This is a genomic window from Mycobacterium sp. (assembly GCF_049281135.1).
Classification (GTDB): domain Bacteria; phylum Actinomycetota; class Actinomycetes; order Mycobacteriales; family Mycobacteriaceae; genus Mycobacterium.
In genome coordinates this window covers 1-6,520 of the sequence record NZ_JBAPRN010000843.1, presented here as the reverse complement: position 1 = coordinate 6,520, position 6,520 = coordinate 1, and the positions used below count along the sequence as shown (strand labels likewise).

Annotated in this window: 7 protein-coding genes; 1 reads left to right on the top strand and 6 read right to left on the bottom strand. The window is 62.5% G+C overall.

Features of this window, described 5'->3' with window-relative positions; genetic code table 11:
* Nucleotides 1-2: 2 nt before the first annotated feature.
* The 4 genes from WAN02_RS33550 to WAN02_RS33535 form a co-directional block, all read right to left on the bottom strand.
* Complete coding sequence (locus WAN02_RS33550; protein ID WP_422269663.1) at nt 3-182, bottom strand: hypothetical protein; 180 nt, start codon at nt 180-182, stop codon at nt 3-5.
* A gap of 147 nt (nt 183-329) precedes the next feature.
* Entirely contained in the window at nt 330-875 is a 546-nt protein-coding gene (locus WAN02_RS33545; protein WP_422269662.1) for a hypothetical protein, read from the bottom strand.
* A gap of 319 nt (nt 876-1,194) precedes the next feature.
* Entirely contained in the window at nt 1,195-2,415 is a 1,221-nt protein-coding gene (locus WAN02_RS33540; protein WP_422269664.1) for a cytochrome P450, read from the bottom strand.
* A 25-nt stretch (nt 2,416-2,440) separates the two neighbouring features.
* Nucleotides 2,441-3,481 carry an LLM class F420-dependent oxidoreductase gene (locus WAN02_RS33535; RefSeq protein WP_422269661.1) on the bottom strand — a complete coding sequence of 347 codons (1,041 nt, stop codon included), beginning with the start codon at nt 3,479-3,481 and terminating at the stop codon, nt 2,441-2,443.
* Nucleotides 3,482-3,638: 157 nt separating this feature from the next.
* Between WAN02_RS33535 and WAN02_RS33530 the strand changes: the two genes are divergently transcribed.
* Nucleotides 3,639-5,135: an acyl-CoA carboxylase subunit beta gene (locus WAN02_RS33530; protein ID WP_422269660.1), complete on the top strand. Its 1,497-nt coding sequence runs from the start codon at nt 3,639-3,641 to the stop codon at nt 5,133-5,135.
* Between the two features lie 4 nt (nt 5,136-5,139).
* Here WAN02_RS33530 and WAN02_RS33525 read toward each other — a convergent pair whose 3' ends face one another.
* Together WAN02_RS33525 and WAN02_RS33520 are read right to left on the bottom strand one after the other, a co-directional pair.
* On the bottom strand, nt 5,140-5,976 hold the full coding sequence (locus WAN02_RS33525) for an SDR family oxidoreductase (protein ID WP_422269659.1): 837 nt from the start codon (nt 5,974-5,976) through the stop codon (nt 5,140-5,142).
* An 11-nt stretch (nt 5,977-5,987) separates the two neighbouring features.
* The coding region (locus WAN02_RS33520) for a TIGR03857 family LLM class F420-dependent oxidoreductase (RefSeq protein ID WP_422269658.1) at nt 5,988-6,520 on the bottom strand (533 nt) is incomplete at its 5' end.

Here is a 6,520-nt window from a genome sequence, read left to right as displayed (position 1 = left end):
GCCTAATTCTCCGTTGGTGAAGTAGCGGCCTCCTCCGTCGGTGGAGTGGCAACTCGAAGTTTTGCGGCCCGCGCTTTCTCTTCCTCCTTGACCCGCGCTTTCTCGTCTTTACCATCGACGGTGGCTCCGGCGAGCATGACAACAATGATCGCCGGGAAGCCTAGCGAGACAATGATGACCAACCATGAAACCCAACGAGACGGGTCTATTCTGGCAGCGATGCCAGTTAACACTGTTCCTGCGATTCCGAAGCCCCCTATTACGTACACGGCCCACTCAATATATTTGTCCCTGATCTGCCGTCGGGCGCCAGGGCCGCGAGATGATGTTTAGGTAACACAAGAACATGACAAAACTAATGCGAGCGCCAGAGCAATCAAAGTCCAGGTTAGGTGATGATTTGGCCGGTCTAGTAATTCATCATAGAAGTTAAGCGAGGTGAAGAGCAGAAAGATAGCACCGACCAGGACTCCCCCGCTTGTGACCGCGGCGAGTCTGGGCAAATGAGTACGGTCGGATTTGGGATCATAGCTCACCAACAAATAACCCAACCCGACAGTCATGGTCGCTGCGCCGACAACCAGCATAGCAATCGCAACCATTCCCGCCATCCACGCTCCTTTACATGGAGAAGTGGTGGCCGGGTCGGGATCGGATGGCGCAGAAAAGCCGGAAATACGACTGAATAAATAGCTAGCGAACGCCAAAATAATAAAGCTCGCTGTAAATAGCGATACTATCTCTCCACGCTTTTCATCTCTGCCGAGTAAGTAAATGAGTCCAAAAAATAGGAAGCCAGCCAATATGCCTGCGAGATTTGAACTCGCTTGCGCCGACGCTACTATGCTCCACCCGTTCGTTCCGCAGTCGGCCATGCCGCATCTTCGCACACGTCCGCCGCCCGGACATGCGCCCTCGGCGTCCGATCGCGCCACACTCGATGTCGTGTTCGTGAAACTGGCCGCGCCCGATTGCAAGAAGCGCCTCGACGGTCATGCCAAGGACCGCGGCTGCTCGTTCCCGGGATGCACCCGTACGCCACCCACCCCGTCACCGACACCCTCACCTTTGCCTGCGGCCCCAACCACAAACTCGCCGACAACGGCTGGACTACCAGCAAGAAACAACACGTTCCATCACCCCGAGAAACTGCTTCGCGAAGAGGACGAAGATGACGAGGCGCCGTAACCGGTCTCAGCGCAGTTCGTAGCGGACCGGCAGGTGTTTGAGCCCGCCGACGAACGTCGTCGCGACGGACTCGGGATCACCCGTCAGCTCAATCGATTTCAGTCTCGGTATCAGCTCGGAGAAGAAGCTGCTGACTTCCATGCGGGCCAACGCCGCCCCCAGACAGAAGTGCACACCGTAACCGAAAGCCAAATGCTTGTTAGGGTCGCGGCCGACGTCGAAGCGGAACGGATCGGCGAAGACCTCTTCATCCCGATTGGCCGATACGTAGGACAGCAGCAGCGATTCTCCGGCCGCGATCGGCACTCCGCGCACCGTGGTGTCTTCGGACGCGGTGCGCATGAACTCCTTGACCGGCGTGGCCCATCGGATCATCTCCTCGGTGGCCAGTGGCATCAGGTCCAGATCTTTGCGTAGCCGGTCCAGTTGATCGGGGTTCTCGATCAGACCATGCAGTCCCCCAGAGATGGTCGCGCTGGTGGTGTCATGGCCGGCGGTGGCGACAATCAGGTAGTAGGACACCGTCTCGATGTCCGACAACGGCTCGCCATCGATGCGGGCGTTGGCAATTGCGGATGCCAGATCTTCGGTCGGGTGTTCGCGGCGCGACGCGGTGACGCCATTGAAGTAGCCGAACATGTCCAGCAGAGCAGGTATTTGATCCTCTTTGTCGCTGCCGCGCTTGAACTCGCTGTCGTCGCTGCCGAACAGCTCCTGAGTGAGCTTGAGCATTCGCGGGAAGTCCGACTCGGGTATGCCCAGCAGCGACATGATCACGTACAGCGGGTAGTTCACCGCGATCTCTTGAACGAAATCGCACTCGGGGCCCACCGCCATCATCTTGTCGACGTAGTTTTTGGCAAGCTCGTCAACCCGAACCTTCAGCGCCCGCATCGCTTTGGGCCGAAACCAATCCGCACCGATCGCCCGCACCACACGGTGTTGTGGATCATCGAGATGGATCAGCGTGCGCACCCCGGCCGCGGCTTGCAGCTCGTCGCCTTCCGCAGTCGTCAGAACCGGGCGCGGCCAGTTGGTGAACAGCGCGTTGTTGCGCTCGATCTCCAAGACGTCCGCGTGCTTGGTGATGGCCCAGAAGGGACGGTAATTCGGCACCTCGACCCGGGATACCGGTGCGTTGGCCCGCAGATGCGTCAGTGCGGCATGCAACTTCGTCTCGTCGGCATAGGCCTGCGGGTCGGCAAGGACCTTGGCGGCGTCATCCATCGTCGGCGTGCTCATCGGCGGCTCCTCATTGACGCAGCTCGTGCAAAATCGCGGTGACGGTGTCTTTGGAAAGGGTGTGCGGAAGCGCCGGCATCACGCGGTCGATAACGCCGTCGCAGCGGTCTTTGAGCGCGGCAGCGAGTTTGTCCGTCGTCGCGACAACGGCGAACGCATCCAGAATCTCGTCGTCGATCAGCGTCGCCATCGCGTCCCATTCCCCCTGCTGCGACAGCCCGTGCAACTCGGACGCCACGTTGCCCCAGCCGTGCAGTTCAAGAACTTTGCGGTACGCCGGCGTCGATCCGTAGAAAGCGATCTGTTTGCGGACACCGGCTGCGCCGGCGCTCAATTCGGCCTCGTCGGCGCCGGTCACCACGAACACCGGGCAGGCGACCTGGAACGCGCTGCGGTCGCGACCGGAGCGCTCGAGCCCAGCCCGAACCGCGGGCAGAGTAACCTCGTGCAAATACCTCCGTGTCGTAAAGGCATGGGCCAGAAGCCCATCGGCGACTTCGCCGCACATGTCGGTCATGGCTTCGCCCACCGCGGCGATGAAGATCTTTGGTGCGGCGTAGGGCTGTGGCTCGGGCGTGAACATCGGCGTCATCAGCTTGTGCGTGTAGAACTCACCCTCGAACCGCAGCCGGGTGCCGTCCCTCCACGCCGACCAGATCGCCTGCAGCGCAAGCACAAACTCGCGCATCCGGGCCACCGGATGGCTCCACGGCATGCTGAATCGCTTCTCGATGTGCGGCTTGACCTGGGTACCCAGGCCCAGAATGAAGCGGCCCTGGGAGTAGGTCTGCAGATCCCAGCCGACGTTGGCGACTGTCATCGGGTTGCGCGCGAATGCCACCGCGATGCTGGTGCCCACCTCGAGTCGCGAGGTGTGTTCGGCGGCCAGCAGCAGCGGCAGAAACGGATCGTGGTTGATCTCGCCGGTCCAGCAAGCGTCGTAGCCCTGTTGCTCGAGTTCACCCGCGAGTTCGGGCACACGAGCGAGGTCGGTGAAGACGCCGCCGTCGACCTTGAGGCCGCACGCTTGCGTGGAGCGCTCAAGCGTCATACTCGTGAAGCTACAGTAAGCAATTCGGTAGGGTCAATGTCGGCTGCCGCAGAGGCAGCGAGAACGCTGCGGCACTGCGGCCCGCTGGCCGTGCACGTCTCGCAGACGCTACAGTAAGCACTTCAGTAGGTGGCGGCCGACGAGTGAGGACGTGCCAATGACGAAGCCCCCCGACTGGCAGGAGACGCTCGACGACCTCGAGGATCGCCGCCAGCGCACGTTGGCGATGGGCGGTCCGGAACGATTGGCCAAGCACCACGGCAAGGGCAAACTCGATGCACGGGCGCGTATCGACCACCTTCTCGATCCAGGGACGTTTCGCGAAATCGGCACGTTGGTCGGCGGCGAGACCGCTGCCGATGGCATCGTCGTCGGGTCCGGCTTGATCCATGGCTCACCGGTGATGCTCGGCGCCGAAGACTTCACCACGCTGGCCGGCAGCATCGGGCCCGGCGGAAACTCCAAGCGCTACCGCATTGCCGAGCTCGCGCTACGGGACAAGATTCCGTTGGTGATGCTGCTCGAAGGTGCGGGCTTCCGTCCGGGTGGCGGCCACTATGGGCGCTCCCCGACCGACCTACTCGCGCAGGCGCAATGCTCGGGCCGGGTGCCGACCGTCGGCGCCGTGTTGGGCCCGTCGGCCGGGCACGGCGCGTTGGTGGCGCCGGTGTGCGACTTCCGCATCATGAGCGAGCAGGGCGCCATCTTCACCGCCGGGCCTCCCGTCGTCAAAGAGTCGACCGGAGAAGACATCTCGAAAGAAGACCTTGGCGGACCCGGCGTGGCGTTGGCCAGCGGGGTGATCCATAACGTCAGCGAGGACGACGAGACAGTGCTCGACGATATTCGTCGCTACCTGTCGTACTTCCCTTCTAGCGCATGGTCATACCCGTCGCCGCTGCCTGACGACCAGACGACACAGCCGCGGCCGACACCGGAGCTGATCGAGATCGTCTCGCGCGACAACCGCCGCGTCTATGACATGCGCTCCGTGCTCGACGTGATCTTCGACCAGCCGGACTGGTTCGAGGTCCAGCCGCGGTTCGGCAGAGCGATCATTTGCGCACTTGCCCATCTCGGTGGCCATCCGGTCGCGGTGGTCGCCAACCAGCCCAAGGTGCTGGCCGGTTCCATCGACGCCGACGCCGCGGACAAGGCGGCGCATTTCATTATGGTGGCCGACTCGTTTCACCTGCCGATCGTCTTCCTTGCCGACAATCCAGGCATGCTGCCCGGGAGCCGGTCTGAGCGCAGCGGCGTGCTGCGCGCCGGCGCCCGCATGTTCGCCGCGCAGACTGCGGCTACCACGGTGAAGCTGCACGTGACACTGCGCAAGGCGTATGGATTCGGCTCAATGGTCATGTCACTGTTGAGTTTCGACAGCCAAGGTGCCACCTTCGCCTACCCCGGCGCCACCATGGGAGCGATGAGCGCAGCGGCGTTGAGCAAGGCATCGCACGCCGGCGAAGACCTCACCGCCAAACTGCGCGACGCAGAGTTGCAGGCGTCCTACCGTTCCGCCGAGCACATGGGTTTTGATGAGCTGATCGATCCACGCGAAACGCGCGACGCGCTCTTGACGTCCTTGCGGCGAGGGTTATCGAGCCGGCAGGCCGCCGCCGAACCGGTGAGCCGGACCGTCATCATGCCCTGAGGAGTCAGCAGACGTAATTCTCGCCGCTGGCCCTAACGGTCACGTCGCTGATGTTGATGCCCCAGGGCTGGTCGATGACATGTACCACGGCGTTTGCCAGGTCGTCGGGAGTGATCAGCCAGTACTCCACCGAGTCCACGTCCATCTGTTCGGGGCGAAGCGCTCCGGTCTGCAAATTGCCGGCATTTTCGAGGAACTGGGGGCCTTTCTGTCCCACGATGCCGATGACCGCCGCCTCGTTGACGACCCCGCCGGCGAGATTGGTTCCTAGAACACCGGTCGGCTTGACCGTGGTCACCTTGATCTTGCCTTGGGCCTCGACCCGCAACGAATCCGACAGCACATCGACGGCCGCCTTGGTTGCGCTGTAGACGCCGGAGCCTTCGGTTCCGGCATTGCCGTAGATGGACGAAATGTTGACGACCTGGCCGCGGCCCTGCTTGCTCATCGTGTCGTAGACGGCGGAGATGCCGTTCACGACGCCCTTGATGTTGATGTCGATCGCCTTGTGCCACTTCTCCCATGCGCGTTCGTGATCGGCGAAAAACGCCAGCGGCATCACGCCGGCATTGTTCACGATCACGTCGATGCGACCGTAGGCGTCAACGGCGTGTTGGGCCGCCGCGTGAACCTGGGCCATGTCGGTGACGTCCGCCACGTGGGTGGTGCCTTCGAAGCCGGCGGCCCGGATTCCTTCGAATACCTCGTTGAGGGCGTCCACGCTGACGTCGACGCCGACGACCTTCGCGCCACCGGCGGCACACTTCTCCGAAATCAACTTGCCGAAGCCGCTGGCTGCGCCCGTCACGATAATGACCTTGTCCTTCAAGTACTGCGACATACCTTTTCCTATCAGGTCGCCCGGTACGCCGCGACGACGGGTTCGAGTTCGTCGGGCGTGGCGCCGTGCATGATCAGCGCGTCGGCCCCGTAGTCGAATTCCTTGCGGATCCGGTCGACACATCGCTGAGCCGACCCGGTCGCCGATGGCTCCAGCCAGTCGTCGGGAATCAATGTCGCGATGTGTTCGATCTGCTCGGGCGTGGCTTTGTGGTCGATCCCGCCGGCGATCGAGGTCACCACTGAGTCAGCCCGAAACCGTTGCAGTACAGCGGGATCCCAGTTATTGGTCTGCACCAACAGGTCCCCGTACCCCTGAAGGTAGGTGGCGAGACGCGCGACGGTCTTCTTCAACCGCAACTGTTCCGGGAGATGGTCGCCGACCGTGGCGAAACAGGACCACACCCGCACGCTGTCGGGGTCGCGACCGGCCTTTTCGGCGGCGGACTTCACGGTTGTGACGCAGCGCTGCAGCGTCTCCGGCGTGAAGTAGGTGTGAAGGATGACGTCATCGAACACCCTGCCGCCCAACGCCAGTGTGTTGG